The sequence below is a fragment of the Spirillospora sp. NPDC000708 genome (genome assembly GCF_040299565.1).
Lineage (GTDB): Bacteria > Actinomycetota > Actinomycetes > Streptosporangiales > Streptosporangiaceae > Spirillospora.
On sequence record NZ_JBEPCJ010000028.1, the window covers coordinates 23,744 to 40,424 of the forward strand.

Here is a 16,681-nt window from a genome sequence, read left to right on the forward strand (position 1 = left end):
GCGCCCCCCCCGCGCGCCCCGCCGCCCCGTCCGCGCTTCGAGCGGGCCCCCGCCCTCCGCGAGCGGCCCTCCGGCGAGGGCCGGCCGACGTAGCGCCCTCCGCCGAGCGGTCCTTCGCCGAGCGACCGCCGCGAGGGGCCGTCCGAGGCGTTCGCGGAGGGTGCGGCGCACGGGACGGAAGGGCGCGCTGGGAGCCGTGGCGCGGGTGCTTCGCGGCGAGGCGCGGGGACCCCTAAACTATGGCCTTCCTCACTGCAGGTCAGAGCCCGAAAAGTCCAAGTCCGCTCTTGACTGCAAGGCCCTGAGGGGCGATGCTCCATGGCAACGTGATGCATACTGCGGCGCTAGAGTTGCGAGCGGTGTACCGGTCGGCTACACTGCCCCTTTGCGCTGCCCTCTGACTATCCACGTGTGAGAGCACTCCCGAGCGGGTCCGTTTTGGACCCTAACGCACGGGTCTTGAACGTGGGTCGTCTGGCGTGCGTGTCGTCAGTTACGCCGCGAGCCCTCGGAAGGACCACCACTCTTGGCAGCCTCGCGCAACGCCTCGAATACCGCAACCGGTCCGAACCGCGTCTCCTTCGCGCGCATCAAGGAGCCGCTCGAAGTCCCGGACCTCCTTGCTCTGCAGACCAACTCCGTTGACTGGCTGCTGGGCAACGAGAGGTGGAAGGCCCGGGTCGAGGCGGCCCAGAAGGCCGGAAGTAAGAGCGTCCCGACCCAGTCGGGGCTGGAGGAGATCTTCGAAGAGATCAGTCCGATCGAGGACTTCTCCGGGACCATGTCCCTCTCGTTCCGCGACCACCGGTTCGAGCCGCCCAAGTACTCCGTCGAGGAGTGCAAGGACAAGGACATGACCTACTCCGCCCCGCTGTTCGTCACGGCGGAGTTCATCAACAACACCACCGGAGAGATCAAGAGCCAGACGGTGTTCATGGGCGACTTCCCGCTCATGACCCCGAAGGGCACCTTCATCATCAACGGCACCGAGCGCGTGGTCGTCTCGCAGCTGACCCGCTCGCCCGGCGTGTACTTCGACCGCGCCCTCGACAAGGCGTCCGACAAGGACATCTACGGCTGCCGGGTCATCCCGAGCCGCGGCGCCTGGCTCGAGTTCGAGATCGACAAGCGCGACAACGTGGGCGTGCGCATCGACCGCAAGCGCAAGCAGCCGGTCACCGTGCTGCTCAAGGCCCTCGGCTGGGACGAGGCCCGCATCCGCGAGCACTTCGGCGCCTACGAGTCGATCAACGTCACCCTGGAGAAGGACCACACCTCCGGCCAGGACGACGCCCTCCTCGACATCTACCGCAAGCTGCGGCCGGGCGAGCCGCCGACCCGCGAGTCGGCGCAGACCCTGCTGGAGAACCTGTACTTCAACCCGAAGCGGTACGACGTCGCCAAGGTCGGCCGCTACAAGATCAACAAGAAGCTCGGCCTCGACCTGGACATGCGCCAGGGCACCCTGACCGAGGACGACATCGTCGCCACGATCGAGTACCTGGTCCGGCTGCACGCCGGCGAGGAGGAGGCCACCCTCGGGGCCGTCTCCGTGCCGATCGAGGTCGACGACATCGACCACTTCGGCAACCGGCGCCTGCGCACGGTCGGCGAGCTCATCCAGAACCAGGTCCGGCTGGGCCTGGCCCGCATGGAGCGCGTCGTCCGCGAGCGGATGACCACCCAGGACGTCGAGGCGATCACGCCGCAGACGCTGATCAACATCCGGCCGGTCGTCGCCTCCATCAAGGAGTTCTTCGGCACCAGCCAGCTGTCCCAGTTCATGGACCAGACCAACCCGCTGGCCGGGCTGACGCACAAGCGCCGCCTGAACGCGCTCGGCCCCGGCGGTCTGTCCCGTGAGCGCGCGGGCATGGAGGTCCGCGACGTCCACCCGTCGCACTACGGCCGCATGTGCCCGATCGAGACGCCGGAAGGCCCGAACATCGGCCTGATCGGCTCGCTCGCCGCGTTCGGCCGGGTCAACCCGTTCGGGTTCGTCGAGACCCCGTACCGCAAGGTCGAGGACGGCCGGGTCACCGAGCAGATCGACTACCTGACGGCCGACGAGGAGGACCGCTTCGTCATCGCGCAGGCCAACTCCCTGCTCAACGAGGACGGCACCTTCCAGGACGACCGCATCCTGGTCCGCCGCAAGGGCGGCGAGGTCGAGCTGGTCCCGGCCCGCGAGGTCCAGTACATGGACGTCTCGGCCCGGCAGATGACCTCGGTCGCGACCGCGATGATCCCGTTCCTGGAGCACGACGACGCCAACCGCGCGCTGATGGGCTCCAACATGCAGCGCCAGTCCGTCCCGCTGCTGCGCAGCGAGGCGCCGCTGGTCGGCACCGGCATGGAGTACCGCGCGGCGACCGACGCCGGCGACGTGATCACGGCCGAGAAGGCCGGCGTCGTCGAGGAGGTCTCGGCCGACTACGTGACCGTCATGAACGACGACGGCACCCGGACGACCTACCGCGTGTCCAAGTTCAAGCGCTCCAACCAGGGCACCTGCTTCAACCAGAAGCCGATCGTGGACGAGGGCCAGCGGGTCGAGTTCGGGCAGGTCATCGCCGACGGCCCGTGCACCGACAACGGCGAGATGGCGCTCGGCAAGAACCTGCTCGTGGCGTTCATGCCGTGGGAGGGCCACAACTACGAGGACGCCATCATCCTCAGCCAGCGGCTGGTGCAGGACGACGTCCTCTCCTCGATCCACATCGAGGAGCACGAGGTCGACGCCCGCGACACCAAGCTCGGCCCCGAGGAGATCACCCGGGACATCCCGAACGTCTCCGAGGAGGTCCTGGCCGACCTCGACGAGCGCGGCATCATCCGCATCGGCGCGGACGTCGTCCCCGGCGACATCCTGGTCGGCAAGGTCACGCCCAAGGGCGAGACGGAGCTGACCCCCGAGGAGCGGCTGCTGCGCGCGATCTTCGGCGAGAAGGCCCGCGAGGTCCGCGACACCTCCCTGAAGGTGCCGCACGGTGAAGAGGGCAAGGTCATCGGCGTCCGGGTGTTCTCCCGCGACGAGGGCGACGAGCTCCCGCCCGGCGTGAACGAGCTGGTCCGGGTGTACGTGGCCCAGAAGCGCAAGATCACCGACGGCGACAAGCTGGCCGGCCGGCACGGCAACAAGGGCGTCATCTCCAAGATCCTCCCGGTCGAGGACATGCCGTTCCTGGAGGACGGGACGCCGGTCGACATCGTGCTCAACCCGCTGGGCGTGCCCGGCCGGATGAACGTCGGCCAGGTCCTGGAGACCCACCTCGGATGGGTCGCCTCCCGCGGCTGGAAGGTCGAGGGCGACGACGCCGACTGGAAGCGGGCGCTCAAGGAGATCGGCGCGGACGAGGCTCCGCCGTGGACCAACACGGCCACCCCGGTCTTCGACGGTGCGCGTGAGAACGACGTCACCGGCCTGATCGAGAGCACCCTGCCCAACCGCGACGGCAACCGGATGGTGGGCCCGGGCGGCAAGGCGCGGCTGTTCGACGGCCGCACCGGCGAGCCGTACAGCGACCCGATCTCGGTCGGCTACATCTACATCCTCAAGCTGCTCCACCTGGTCGACGACAAGATCCACGCCCGCTCGACCGGCCCCTACTCCATGATCACCCAGCAGCCGCTCGGCGGTAAGGCCCAGTTCGGCGGCCAGCGCTTCGGTGAGATGGAGGTGTGGGCGCTGGAGGCTTACGGCGCCGCCTACGCCCTCCAGGAGCTGCTGACCATCAAGTCCGACGACGTGCTCGGCCGCGTCAAGGTGTACGAGGCCATCGTCAAGGGCGAGAACATCCCCGAGCCCGGCATTCCCGAGTCCTTCAAGGTGCTCATCAAGGAGATGCAGTCGCTCTGCCTCAACGTCGAGGTCCTGTCGAGCGACGGCATGTCCATCGAGATGCGCGACACCGATGAGGACGTCTTCCGCGCAGCGGAGGAGCTCGGCATCGACCTGTCCCGGCGCGAGCCGAGCAGTGTCGAAGAGGTCTGATCAACTCAAGGGGAAAACAGTTGCTTGACGTCAACTTCTTCGACGAGCTTCGCATCGGCCTGGCGACCGCCGACGACATCCGCCAGTGGTCCCACGGCGAGGTGAAGAAGCCGGAGACGATCAACTACCGGACCCTCAAGCCGGAGAAGGACGGGCTCTTCTGCGAGAAGATCTTCGGTCCGACCCGGGACTGGGAGTGCTACTGCGGCAAGTACAAGCGCGTCCGGTTCAAGGGCATCATCTGCGAGCGCTGCGGCGTCGAGGTGACCCGCGCCAAGGTGCGCCGTGAGCGGATGGGCCACATCGAGCTGGCCGCGCCGGTCACGCACATCTGGTACTTCAAGGGCGTCCCGTCGCGCCTCGGCTACCTGCTGGACCTGGCCCCGAAGGATCTCGAGAAGATCATCTACTTCGCGGCCTACATGATCACCAGCGTGGACGCCGAGCGCCGCGACCGCGACCTGCCGACGCTGGAGGCCCACATCTCCGTGGAGCGCCAGCAGATCGAGCAGGCCCGCGACGCGCAGGTCGAGGCCCGCCAGCAGAAGCTGGAGGGCGACCTGGCGGAGCTCGAGGAGGCCGGCGCGAAGGCCGACCAGAAGCGCAAGGTGCGCGACGGCGCCGAGCGGGAGATGAAGCAGCTGCGCGACCGCGCGCAGCGCGAGCTCGACCGCCTCGACGAGGTGTGGAGCCGGTTCAAGAACCTCAAGGTCCAGGACCTGGAGGGCGACGAGCTGCTCTACCGCGAGATGCGCGACCGGTTCGGCAAGTACTTCGAGGGCGGCATGGGCGCCGCGGCCATCCAGGCCCGGCTGCAGAACTTCGACCTCGACGCCGAGGCCGAGAAGCTGCGCGACATCATCCGCACCGGCAAGGGCCAGAAGAAGGCCCGCGCCCTCAAGCGGCTGAAGGTCGTCTCGGCGTTCCTCAACACCCGCAACAGCCCGCTCGGCATGGTGCTGGACTGCATCCCGGTGATCCCGCCGGACCTGCGTCCGATGGTGCAGCTGGACGGCGGCCGCTTCGCGACCTCCGACCTGAACGACCTGTACCGCCGGGTCATCAACCGGAACAACCGGCTCAAGCGCCTGCTCGACCTGGGCGCGCCCGAGATCATCGTCAACAACGAGAAGCGGATGCTGCAGGAGGCCGTCGACGCGCTGTTCGACAACGGCCGCCGCGGCCGCCCGGTCACCGGGCCCGGCAACCGTCCGCTGAAGTCGCTGTCCGACATGCTCAAGGGCAAGCAGGGCCGGTTCCGGCAGAACCTGCTGGGCAAGCGCGTCGACTACTCCGGCCGTTCGGTCATCGTCGTCGGCCCGCAGCTGAAGCTGCACCAGTGCGGCCTGCCCAAGCAGATGGCGCTGGAGCTGTTCAAGCCGTTCGTCATGAAGCGGCTGGTCGACCTCAACCACGCGCAGAACATCAAGTCCGCCAAGCGGATGGTCGAGCGCGCGCGCCCGGTCGTGTGGGACGTGCTGGAAGAGGTCATCACCGAGCACCCGGTGCTGCTGAACCGGGCGCCGACCCTGCACCGCCTGGGCATCCAGGCGTTCGAGCCGCAGCTGGTCGAGGGCAAGGCCATCCAGATCCACCCGCTCGTCTGCACCGCGTTCAACGCGGACTTCGACGGCGACCAGATGGCGGTGCACCTGCCGCTGTCCGCCGAGGCGCAGGCCGAGGCGCGGATCCTGATGCTGTCGACCAACAACATCCTGAAGCCGTCGGACGGCAAGCCCGTCACCATGCCCACCCAGGACATGGTCATCGGCCTGTACTGGCTGACGACGCAGAAGGACGGCGCCGACGGCGAGGGCCGCGCGTTCGGCTCGATCGCCGAGGCGATCATGGCCTACGACCGGCGCGAGCTGGACCTGCAGGCCAAGATCCAGATCCGGCTCAAGGACGTCCCGCCGCCGCGCGGCTGGCAGGCGCCCGAGGGCTACGAGCCCGGCCAGCCGTACCGGCTGGAGACGACGCTCGGCCGCGCCCTGTTCAACGAGGCGCTGCCGGACGACTTCCCGTTCGTCGACGACGAGATCGGCAAGAAGCAGCTCTCGGCGATCGTCAACGAGCTGGCCGAGACGTACCCGAAGGTCGCGGTGGCCAACGCGCTGGACGCGCTGAAGAGCACCGGGTTCCACTGGGCCACCCGGTCCGGTGTGACCATCTCCATCGACGACGTCGTCACGCCGCCCAACAAGCAGGACATCCTGAGCGGCTACGAGGCGCGCGCGGAGAAGGTGCAGCGCGAGTTCAACCGCGGCCTGATCACCGATGACGAGCGCAAGCAGGAACTCATCGAGATCTGGAACAAGGCCACCGCGGACGTCGCGGTGGACATGGAGAAGGCGTTCCCGAAGGCCAACCCGATCTGGATGATGATCCAGTCGGGCGCCCGAGGCAACCCGCTCCAGCTGCGCCAGATCGCCGGCATGCGCGGCCTGGTCTCCAACCCGAAGGGCGAGACCATCCCGCGGCCGATCAAGTCGTCCTTCCGCGAGGGGCTGTCGGTCGTCGAGTACTTCATCTCGACGCACGGCGCCCGGAAGGGCCTCGCGGACACCGCGCTGCGGACCGCCGACTCGGGTTACCTGACCCGGCGCCTGGTGGACGTCGCGCAGGACGTCATCGTCCGCGAGATCGACTGCGGCACCGACCGGACGATCCCGTTCGAGGTCGCCGAGAAGCTGCCGGACGGCACGCTGGTCAAGCTGGCCACCTCGGAGACCGCGCTGATCGGCCGCACGATCGCCGAGGACGTCGAGGTCGACGGGACGGTCATCTTCCCGGCCGACACCGACCTGTCCGACGCGGTGGTGACCCGGCTGGTCGAGGCGGGCGTCGAGTCCGTGCGGACCCGCAGCGCGCTGGTCTGCGAGGCGAAGATCGGTGTCTGCGCCGCCTGCTACGGCCGCTCGCTGGCGACCGGCAAGCGGGTGGACGTCGGCGAGGCCGTCGGCATCATCGCCGCGCAGTCCATCGGCGAGCCCGGCACGCAGCTGACCATGCGGACGTTCCACACCGGCGGTGTCGCCGGCGGCGACATCACGCACGGTCTGCCGCGCGTCCAGGAGCTGTTCGAGGCCCGCATCCCGAAGGGTGTGGCCCCGATCAGCGAGGTCGCCGGCCGGATCAAGATCGACGAGACGGAGAAGACCCGCAAGGTCGTCGTCGTCCCGGACGACGGCTCCGACGAGATCGGCTACCAGGTGCCCATGCGGTCCCGGCTGCTGGTCAAGGAGGGCGAGCACGTCGACGTCGGCCAGCAGCTCATCGCGGGTGCCATCAACCCGCACGAGGTGCTGCGCATCCTCGGCCCCCGCGCGGTGCAGCTGCACCTGGTGCAGGAGGTCCAGGAGGTCTACCGGTCGCAGGGCGTGTCGATCCACGACAAGCACATCGAGATCATCGTCCGCCAGATGCTGAAGCGGGTGAACATCCTCGAGTCGGGCGACACCGAGCTGCTCCCGGGCGACCTGGTGGAGCGTCCGATCTTCGAGGAGACGAACCGGAACGTCGTGGCCGAGGGCGGGACGCCCGCCGCCGGCCGCCCCGTCCTGATGGGCATCACCAAGGCCTCGCTCGCGACCGAGTCGTGGCTGTCGGCGGCGTCCTTCCAGGAGACGACCCGGGTGCTCACCGAGGCCGCGATGCACGCCAAGAGCGACCCGCTGCTCGGCCTCAAGGAGAACGTCATCATCGGTAAGCTCATCCCGGCCGGTACCGGCATGCCGCAGTACCGCAACGTCCGGGTCGAGCCGACCGAGGAGGCGAAGGCGGCGGTGTACTCCGTCGGCTCCTACGACGACGGCGCCGAGTACGCCTTCGGGCAGGGCTCCGGCGAGGCCGTGCCGCTGGAGGAGTACGACTTCGGCCAGTACAACCGGTAACACCTGAACCGGGGACGCGTCCCCGGTGGCGAGGGCCCCTTCCGCTGCGGCGGGAGGGGCCTTCCGCGTTCGCGGCGTCGTCCGCGCTCTCGCCGGGCGCGTCCACGCGATCTACCTGCGGTTTCGTCGGTTTTCTTGACCTTTGGGCGTGTTTTGCGGTGCTGTGCCCGGGGACGACCCAGTTGCTGGCTAAAGTCGCGTCGGGGGAGGAAATCGCATGAAGAGGGTCATGACCGCAACGCTGCTCGCCACCGCCGTCGTGCTCGGCGGGATCGGCACCGCGAGCGCCGCCCAGCCGTCCGGCAGCGGACAGGGGACGCAGCAGCAGGACTGCCGCACCTACTCCAGCGTCAAGGAGTGCGGCAAGATCGACCTCAACGCCAAGCAGCGTGCTTGCGCGGAGAAGTACGTCAAGCTGGGAATGACCCACGCGCGAGCCGAGGTGGAGTGCCACGCCTTCGCCTGACCGGTTCGGCTGATCGGTTCGACTGACCGACGCACACGGAAAGGGCCCGCTCCAAGGGGAGCGGGCCCTTCCATGTCAGCGGGGCGGGGTGTCGCGCTCCCGCGCGTTCTTCGCCGGGGGCGTGACTCACCATGGCCATCGGCCCGGAAATGGGTTGGCCATCGGCGGGGCCGCTCTGCATCGTGGAGGGCGGTGAACCGAGAGGAGAGACACATGGAACAGGTGCGGCTCGGGACGACCGGGACGAGGGTCTCGCGGATCTGCCTCGGCATGATGAGCTTCGGCGACCCCGCGCAACGGCCCTGGGCGCTGGACGAGGAGGCCGCGGAGCCGATCGTGCGCAGGGCCGTCGAGGCCGGTGTGACATTCTTCGACACCGCCGACATGTACTCGCGCGGTGTGAGCGAGATCATCACCGGCCATCTGCTGGCGAGACTGTTCCCGCGCCGGGAGGACTACGTCCTCGCCACCAAGGTCTGCCTCCCCGTGGGCGACGGGCCCAACGACAAGGGGCTGTCCCGCAAGCACATCATGGCGGGCATCGACGACTCCCTGCGGCGCCTGGGCACCGACTACGTGGACCTCTACCAGATCCACCGCTGGGACTATGGAACGCCCATCGAGGAGACGATGGAGGCCCTCCACGACGTGGTGCGCGCGGGCAAGGCACGGTACATAGGCGCGTCCAGCATGTTCGCGTGGCAGTTCGCCAAGGCGCAGCACGTGGCGGACAAGCACGGCTGGACGAAGTTCGTCACCATGCAGAACCACTACAACCTGCTGTATCGCGAGGAGGAGCGGGAGATGAACCCGCTCTGCGCGGACCAGGGCGTCGGGCTGCTGCCGTGGAGCCCCCTCGCCCGAGGCCGGCTGGCGGGCAACCGCGACCGCGGCGGGCGCACCAACACCGTCCGGGCGGGCAACGACGCCTACGGCGAGATGATGTACGAGGAGGCCGACTTCGACGTGGTCGACGTCGTCCGCGAGGTCGCGGGGGAGAAGGGCGTCCCCATGGCGCAGGTCGCGCTCGCCTGGCTGCTCGGACGGCCCGGTGTGACGGCCCCGATCGTCGGTGCCACGAAGGTCGCGCATATCGACGACGCCGTCGCGGCCGCCGGGCTCGTGCTGGACGACAAGGACGTGGAGCGGTTGGAGGCGCCGTACCGGCCGCACCCGGTGCGCGGGCACGACTGAACCACCGCCCGGACGTTCCCGCAGGTGGCGCCCCCGGTCGGAACGGATCGGGGGCGCCGGACGTCTATCTTGGGCGATGATTTGCGATACCACCGGCGATCGGGGCAGGCTGGGGGCCAGAACGCCCACGGGCGGCCAGACCGCCACGGGGCGAGACGAGTGACAGGTCCGGGAACCGCCCAGCGGATCCCCGGGCGACCGGGACTGAGGAGCCCCGGGACGACGGCGCTGAAGGAGCCCGACGATGACCGAGAATGACGGCACGCAGGGACCGCAGCGGCCGTTGCCGGAGGACGAGGGCCGTCAGGCCCCCGAGGAGCGGGGCGAGCCCCCCGCGCGCCCGCTCGGCGACCGGACCGTGGTGTTCGGCGCCCCGCAGCTGGGCGGCGCGGCCGGCGGGCAGCGGCCCCCGGCGCCGCAGGAGCCCGGCGAGCAGGAGCGGCAGACGCCTCCGCCGCCGCCCCCGACGATGGTCGAGCAGCCGCTGCGGCAGTACGGCGAGCAGCCCCCGCCGCCGCCCCAGCAGCAGTACGGCGCCCCCCAGCACGAGCAGCAGCCCTACGGGCAGCAGCCCGGAGGCCAGGCGCCCTACGGCGCGCCTCCCGGCCCGGGCGGCTTCCCGCCGCCGGAGCAGCAGCAGTACGGCGGCCAGCCGGGCCAGCAGTACGGGCAGCAGCCCGAGCAGCAGTACGGCCAGCCCCAGCAGCAGGCGTACCCGCAGCAGCCGATGCACGGCGCTCCGCAGGAGCAGCAGCAGTACGGCCACCCGCCGTTCGGCGCCCAGGGCGGCTACGCGCCGCCTCCGGAGCCGCGCTCGCCCGAGGGCGGCGCGCCCGCCGAGCAGGCGCCGCCGGCCCCGGGGCAGCCGCAGGACGCGGGCAACGAGCGCACCCTGATCGTGCCCGGCCCCGGCGCGGGCGGGCAGGAGCCCGAACGGCCGCAGCGCCCCCCGGTGGACGACCAGGCGACGCTGCACTGGTCGCCCGGCACGGACGTGCCCGTCGCGACCGGCCCGGAGCGCCGGCAGGAGCCGCCCGCCGAGCCGTGGCAGGCGCCGGTGCCGCCGTCGACGCCGGAGCCGTGGTCGCCCGAGGCGTCCCAGCCGGGGCAGCAGCAGGGCGGGCCGGGCCAGGGCCAGGCCGACCACGAGCGGACGATGATGGTCCCGCCGCCCGACTCGGGCTTCGGCGGGTCCCCGCAGCCGGAGGAGCCGCCCGCGTTCGGCGCCCGCGGCGTCGAGGACGCCCGGCCGACCGAGGCGTTCGACCCGTCCGCGCAGCCGCAGGGCCGGCACGCCGCGGAGCCGTCCGGCGGGATGGCCGAGCACACCCGCCTGGACATCGGGCAGCAGTCGTGGCAGCCGCAGTCCCAGCAGCAGCAGCCGCCGCAGCCCGGCGCGCAGCAGTTCGGCCAGGACTACGGCCAGCAGCAGGACTACGGCCAGCAGCAGGGCGGGCAGCAGTTCGGCCAGCCCGGCGAGCAGCAGCAGTACGGTGCGCAGCAGTTCGGCGCCCAGCAGGACCAGCAGCAGTACGGCCAGCAGTTCGGGCAGCAGCAGGACTACGGCCAGCAGCAGGACTACGGCCAGCAGCAGGACTACGGGCAGCAGGGCTTCGGCCAGCAGCAGGGCGGGCAGCAGTTCGGCCAGCCCGGCGAGCAGCAGCAGTACGGCGACCAGCAGCAGTACGGCGGCCAGCCCGCGTTCGGCCAGCCGGGCCAGCCCGCTCAGCCCGCTCAGCACGGTCAGCACGGTCAGCAGGGACAGTTCGGGCAGCCGGGTCAGTACGGCCAGCCGACCACGTACGGGACCGACGAGGGCAAGAGCGGCAAGAGCAACACGCTCCTGTACATCATCGGCGGCGCGGTCGTCGCGGTGATCCTCATCGTCCTGATCGTCGCGTTCGTCCTCTAGCAGGCCGCGGCGGGGGAGGGCGTAAAAGATCGTCCACGTCTTCCCCAAGAGCCGGGGTGTGGGTCACAATGCCGACGGGTCTTCCCGCCACCGGGCGGGAACACCCGTCGGCCTTCTTCCGTTGATCTGTGCGGGTGAGTCGGCTTTCGAGGGCCCTCCGGGCTTGCGCCGGACGGGGCTCACGCGGTAGTGCGCTCTTCGCTTTGCACTTTGGCGAAGGGGTCGGTAACCTCTTCACTTGTGCCCGCTGTATGCGGGCCGCTATGCGTGCGCGCCGGCGAGGTTCGACAGGACCGGCCCAGCGCCGCAACTACTCCCCGGCTTGATTCGGCCCTGAGATGGGCCGGGCGGTCTGTGTCGGTTGTTCGCGGGCAATGCTCCGTGAACCGGCGACACGCCCGACCGCGTGGGTCGGAGAGGTCGGGAAACCGGCAGGTCACAGCCTCGCCTGAGGTGGTGATTGCAGCAACAGGACTTACCGGCTCGGTACGAGGGAAGACGGAGACGCGGTGCCCACGATCCAGCAGCTGGTCCGCAAGGGCCGCCAGGACAAGGTGACCAAGAACAAGACGCCCGCGCTGAAGGAGAGCCCCCAGCGCCGGGGTGTCTGCACGCGCGTCTACACGACGACGCCCAAGAAGCCGAACTCCGCGCTTCGCAAGGTCGCCCGTGTCCGGCTGACCAGCGGGATTGAGGTCACGGCCTACATCCCCGGCGTCGGTCACAACCTGCAGGAGCACTCGATCGTGCTCGTGCGCGGCGGCCGTGTGAAGGACCTCCCGGGTGTTCGGTACAAGATCATCCGCGGGTCGCTCGACACTCAGGGCGTCCGCAATCGCAAGCAGGCGCGCAGCAAGTACGGCGCGAAGAAGGAGAAGAGCTGATGCCGCGCAAGGGCCCCGCTGGCAAGCGCCAGCTGATCGCTGACCCGGTGTACAACTCGCCGCTGGTCACCGCGCTCATCAACAAGATTCTCCTGGACGGCAAGCGTTCCATCGCGCAGAGCATCGTGTACGACGCCCTCGAGGGCGCCCGCGAGAAGACCGGCAACGACCCGGTCGTCACGCTGAAGCGCGCGCTCGACAACGTCAAGCCGACCCTGGAGGTCCGCAGCCGCCGTGTCGGTGGCGCGACCTACCAGGTCCCCGTCGAGGTGCGGCCGGCCCGCAGCACCACCCTCGCCCTGCGCTGGCTGGTGGTGTACGCCCGGCAGCGTCGCGAGAAGACCATGACCGAGCGGCTGATGAACGAGCTGCTCGACGCGAGCAACGGACTCGGCGCGTCTGTCAAGAAGCGCGAGGACACCCACAAGATGGCGGAGTCCAACAAGGCCTTCGCCCACTACCGCTGGTAACCCCGGCGGGTTGAGAACGACGAGACGACGCGAGGACGCGAGGACACTGTGGCTACCAAAACCGGTGTAGACCTGGCCAAGGTCCGCAACATCGGGATCATGGCCCATATCGACGCTGGCAAGACCACGACGACCGAGCGGATCCTGTACTACACGGGCATCAGCTACAAGATCGGCGAGGTCCACGACGGCGCCGCCACCATGGACTGGATGGAGCAGGAGCAGGAGCGGGGGATCACCATCACCTCCGCCGCCACCACCTGCGAATGGCCCGTCGACGACGTCAAGCACACGATCAACATCATCGACACCCCCGGGCACGTCGACTTCACCATCGAGGTGGAGCGCAACCTGCGGGTGCTCGACGGCGCGGTCGCGGTGTTCGACGGTGTCGCCGGCGTCGAGCCGCAGTCCGAGACGGTGTGGCGCCAGGCCGACCGTTACGGCGTGCCCCGCATGTGCTTCGTCAACAAGCTCGACCGCGTCGGCGCGGAGTTCCACCGCTGCGTCGACATGATCGAGAACCGTCTCAACGCGGTCCCGCTCGTGCTGCAGCTGCCGATCGGCGCCGAGGCGGACTTCAAGGGCGTCATTGACCTGGTGAACATGAAGGCCCTCCTGTGGAACGAGGAGGCCAAGCTCGGCGAGATGTACGACACGGTCGACATCCCCGAGACGCACGCCGAGTCGGCCCGCGAGTGGCACGACAAGCTGGTCGAGACGCTCGCCGAGAACGACGACGAGATCATGGAGCTGTACCTGGAGGGCAACGAGCCCACCGTGGAGCAGCTGCACGCCGGCATCCGCCGCGCCACGATCTCCGCCGCCGTGACCCCGGTGACCTGCGGCACCGCCTTCAAGAACAAGGGCGTGCAGCCGCTGCTGGACGCGATCGTCCGCTACCTGCCCTCGCCGCTGGACGTCGAGGCCATCGAGGGCCACGCGGTCCGCGACGAGGAGAAGGTCCTCACCCGCAAGCCGAGCGAGGACGAGCCGTTCTCCGCGCTCGCCTTCAAGATCGCCAGCGACCCGCACCTGGGCAAGCTCACCTTCGTCCGCGTGTACTCCGGCGTGCTGGAGTCCGGCGCGAGCGTGATGAACTCCGTCAAGGAGCGCAAGGAGCGCATCGGCAAGATCTACCGGATGCACGCCAACAAGCGCACCGAGATCGAGCGCGCGGGCGCCGGCGACATCGTCGCGGTGATGGGCCTCAAGCAGACCACCACCGGTGAGACGCTGTGCGACGAGAAGGACCCGATCGTCCTCGAGTCGATGAACTTCCCGGCGCCGGTCATCCACGTGGCGATCGAGCCGAAGACCAAGGCCGACCAGCAGAAGCTGGGCACCGCGATCCAGCGGCTGGCCGAGGAGGACCCGTCCTTCCAGGTCCGCTCGGACGAGGACACCGGCCAGACCGTCATCTCCGGCATGGGCGAGCTCCACCTGGAGATCCTCGTCGACCGGATGAAGCGCGAGTTCAAGGTCGACGCCAACGTCGGCAAGCCGCAGGTGGCCTACCGCGAGACCATCAGCAAGAAGGTCGAGAAGGTCGAGTACACCCACAAGAAGCAGACGGGCGGCTCCGGCCAGTTCGGCCGCGTGATCATCGACCTGGAGCCGCTCGGCGGCGGGTCCGACGGTTACGAGTTCGAGAACAAGGTCACCGGTGGCCGCATCCCGCGGGAGTACATCCCGTCGGTCGACGCGGGCTGCCAGGAGGCCGCGGAGTTCGGTGTCCTCGCCGGCTACCCGATGGTGGGCGTCAAGGTCACCCTGCGGGACGGCGCCTACCACGAGGTCGACTCGTCGGAGATGGCGTTCAAGGTCGCCGGTTCCATGGCGTTCAAGGAGGCCGCCCGCAAGGCGTCCCCGACGCTGCTGGAGCCGATGATGGCCGTCGAGGTCACCACGCCCGAGGACAACATGGGCGACGTGATCGGCGACCTCAACAGCCGCCGCGGCCAGGTCCAGTCCATGGACGAGCGCAGCGGGATGCGCGTCATCAAGGCGCTCGTGCCGCTGTCCGAGATGTTCGGCTACGTGGGTGATCTGCGCAGCAAGACCCAGGGCCGGGCCGTCTTCACCATGCAGTTCGACTCCTACGCCGAGGTTCCGGGGAACGTCGCGCAGGAGATCATCGCGAAGGCGCGGGGCGAGTAAGCACCCGGGCCTGCCCACAGATCACACCAGACGTACATCGAAGCGGTCGTTCCAGACGGCCGAGGATCGCAACAAGGAGCAACCAGTGGCGAAGGCCAAGTTCGAGCGGACGAAGCCGCACGTGAACATCGGCACCATCGGTCACATCGACCACGGTAAGACCACGCTTACCGCGGCGATCACCAAGGTGCTCCACGACAAGTACCCGGACCTCAACCCCTTCACGCCGTTCGAGGACATCGACAAGGCGCCGGAGGAGCGCGAGCGCGGTATCACGATCTCCATCGCGCACGTGGAGTACCAGACCGAGTCCCGGCACTACGCGCACGTGGACTGCCCCGGTCACGCGGACTACATCAAGAACATGATCACCGGTGCGGCGCAGATGGACGGCGCCATCCTGGTGGTCGCCGCGACCGACGGCCCGATGCCGCAGACCAAGGAGCACGTGCTCCTGGCCCGCCAGGTCGGCGTCCCCTACATCGTCGTCGCGCTGAACAAGTGCGACATGGTGGACGACGAGGAGATCCTGGAGCTCGTCGAGCTCGAGGTCCGCGAGCTGCTGTCCGAGTACGAGTTCCCGGGCGACGACGTCCCGGTCGTGCGCGTGTCCGCCTTCCAGGCGCTGCAGGGCGACGAGAAGTGGTCCGAGTCCATCGTCGAGCTGATGAACGCCGTCGACGAGAACGTGCCGGAGCCGGTGCGCGACACCGAGAAGCCGTTCCTGATGCCGATCGAGGACGTCTTCTCGATCACCGGTCGCGGCACGGTCGTCACCGGCCGCATCGAGCGCGGCGTCGTGAACGTCAACGAGGAAGTCGAGATCATCGGCATCAAGGACGCGTCGTCCAAGACGACCGTCACCGGTGTCGAGATGTTCCGCAAGCTGCTCGACCAGGGCCAGGCGGGCGACAACGTCGGCCTGCTCCTGCGCGGCATCAAGCGCGAGGACGTCGAGCGCGGCCAGTGCGTCATCAAGCCGGGCACGAACACCCCGCACACCGAGTTCGAGGCGCAGGTCTACATCCTGTCCAAGGACGAGGGCGGCCGCCACACGCCGTTCTTCAACAACTACCGTCCGCAGTTCTACTTCCGGACCACGGACGTCACCGGCGTGGTGAACCTCCCCGAGGGCACCGAGATGGTCATGCCGGGCGACAACACCGAGATGCGCGTCGAGCTGATCCAGCCCGTCGCCATGGAGGAGGGCCTGAAGTTCGCCATCCGTGAGGGTGGCCGGACCGTGGGCGCCGGTCGCGTCACCAAGGTCATCAAGTAACACCCCTCGTGGACGCGGCGGCCCAGCCGCCGGCAGGACCGGGCGACTGGGCCGTCGCGTCACGACCAGGAAGTAAACAGCGGCACTACAGCAAAGGACACCGAGGCCACCATGGCGGGACAGAAGATCCGCATCCGGCTCAAGGCCTACGACCACGAGGTCATCGACACCTCCGCGAAGAAGATCGTTGAGACGGTGACGCGGACGGGCGCCAAGGTCGCGGGCCCGGTGCCGCTGCCGACCGAGAAGAACGTGTACTGCGTCATCCGCTCGCCGCACAAGTACAAGGACAGCCGCGAGCACTTCGAGATGCGCACGCACAAGCGGTTGATCGACATCATCGACCCGACGCCCAAGACGGTCGACTCGCTGATGCGGCTCGACCTTCCGGCCGGCGTTGACATCGAGATCAAGCTCTGAGGGACGCAC

General features: G+C 69.0%; 10 protein-coding genes. All 10 read left to right on the plus strand.

From position 1 onward, the window contains the following. Positions 1–526 precede the first annotated feature (526 nt). Positions 527–3,994 (plus strand): DNA-directed RNA polymerase subunit beta, encoded by a 3,468-nt coding sequence (rpoB, locus tag ABT299_RS20945; protein ID WP_190862616.1) that lies wholly within the window; start codon positions 527–529, stop codon positions 3,992–3,994. Positions 3,995–4,014: 20 nt separating this feature from the next. Next, positions 4,015–7,887, plus strand: a complete 3,873-nt coding sequence (locus ABT299_RS20950; protein ID WP_151543197.1) for a DNA-directed RNA polymerase subunit beta' — start codon at positions 4,015–4,017, stop codon at positions 7,885–7,887. 217 nt (positions 7,888–8,104) lie between these two features. Further along, positions 8,105–8,353, plus strand: coding sequence for a hypothetical protein (locus ABT299_RS20955; protein ID WP_206700166.1), 249 nt, complete (start codon positions 8,105–8,107; stop codon positions 8,351–8,353). 213 nt (positions 8,354–8,566) lie between these two features. Further along, entirely contained in the window at positions 8,567–9,547 is a 981-nt protein-coding gene (locus ABT299_RS20960) for an aldo/keto reductase (protein ID WP_190862620.1), read from the plus strand. Positions 9,548–9,791: 244 nt separating this feature from the next. After that, the gene (locus ABT299_RS20965) at positions 9,792–11,459 is read left to right on the plus strand and encodes a hypothetical protein (protein ID WP_500251735.1); all 1,668 of its coding nucleotides are present in this window, start codon (positions 9,792–9,794) and stop codon (positions 11,457–11,459) included. Positions 11,460–11,968: 509 nt separating this feature from the next. Beyond that, entirely contained in the window at positions 11,969–12,343 is a 375-nt protein-coding gene (rpsL, locus tag ABT299_RS20970) for a 30S ribosomal protein S12 (protein WP_030176166.1), read from the plus strand. Then, a complete protein-coding gene (gene rpsG / locus ABT299_RS20975) occupies positions 12,343–12,813 on the plus strand; it encodes a 30S ribosomal protein S7 (RefSeq protein WP_021597494.1) in 471 nt (156 codons plus the stop codon). The genes rpsL and rpsG overlap by 1 nt, the downstream gene beginning before the upstream one ends. A 48-nt stretch (positions 12,814–12,861) precedes the next feature. Next, positions 12,862–14,973, plus strand: coding sequence for an elongation factor G (gene fusA, locus ABT299_RS20980; protein WP_190862624.1), 2,112 nt, complete (start codon positions 12,862–12,864; stop codon positions 14,971–14,973). Positions 14,974–15,058: 85 nt separating this feature from the next. Further along, positions 15,059–16,252, plus strand: a complete 1,194-nt coding sequence (gene tuf / locus ABT299_RS20985) for an elongation factor Tu (protein ID WP_190862626.1) — start codon at positions 15,059–15,061, stop codon at positions 16,250–16,252. Between the two features lie 111 nt (positions 16,253–16,363). Next, complete coding sequence (gene rpsJ, locus ABT299_RS20990) at positions 16,364–16,672, plus strand: 30S ribosomal protein S10 (protein WP_018657599.1); 309 nt, start codon at positions 16,364–16,366, stop codon at positions 16,670–16,672. Positions 16,673–16,681: the final 9 nt, after the last annotated feature.